At 69.9% G+C, this 878-nt stretch carries 1 protein-coding gene and 1 pseudogene; both read left to right on the forward strand.

Going from position 1 to position 878, the window contains the following annotated elements:
* Positions 1–414, forward strand: a pseudogene (locus ABEB28_RS42005) (hypothetical protein); the annotation flags it as partial.
* A gap of 273 nt (positions 415–687) precedes the next feature.
* On the forward strand, positions 688–878 hold a 191-nt coding region (locus ABEB28_RS42010), incomplete at its 3' end, for a hypothetical protein (RefSeq protein WP_345733911.1).

Consider the following 878-nt stretch of genomic DNA (forward strand, 5'->3'; position numbering starts at 1 on the left):
CCCGAAGACGCCCGCCAGCTCGCCCGGCACACCCTGCCCGAACTCGACGAACACGACCTGTCTCATCTCGAGGATTACCGGGCCGCTTGCCGCCTAGTCGTCGGCAACCGGGAGACCGCCGCCTTCACGCTGCGCACCAACCTGCCCCGTCCAGCGGTCGGTGAGGCGGCCGCCGTGCGGGAGACCGCCGCAGCCGCCAACCCGACACAGCCACCACCGCTCGAGTCCGACGCCGCCCAACCCGCGGAACCCAACGAGCCTGGGGAACCGGTCCAACCCAGGGAATCGGCCCAGCCCCAGGGGCCGGCCCAGCCCAACGAGGCCCGCCCTCCCGGCACGGGCCATTCAACAGCCACCCAACAGGACTCCCGGACAGCCAACAGGTCGCGCGGAGCTACCAAACAGGGACAGTGAGTATAGGCAACCCGGCTTCTCGTTCGCGTCGACCGTGTATCTCGATGCGCCTGTCGTAGCGCCTTCGGCGAGGTCCGTTCTGGATCCACGCCGGCGAGACACAAGCCGAGATGCGGCTGCTCTGTCCCACCAGCCGCCGCCGAGCCAGCTGAGGCCGAACCTCTTTGGCCTCAGCCCGGCGTCACCACGCCCTAGGCCCGGCCTGCACTACGCCTCGTACTGCCGGGTCTAGGCCGACCCCCGCTCACCCAACAGCCCAGCTAGGAGGCGCTCATGCCCGCCACCGACGAAACCCGACAGTCCCCTGATGGGGGACTCCCTACGGGGGATACTCCCCTCGTTGTCGTCCGGACCGCCGAGGTCCGCTCCTCCACGGTCCTGACCTTGGCCAACATCTCCCCCCGGCTCCGCCCGCGTGACCGCGCGATCGCCGCGCTGCTTCACGAGCACACCACCCTGACGAC

Source organism: Cryptosporangium minutisporangium, from assembly GCF_039536245.1.
GTDB lineage: Bacteria > Actinomycetota > Actinomycetes > Mycobacteriales > Cryptosporangiaceae > Cryptosporangium > Cryptosporangium minutisporangium.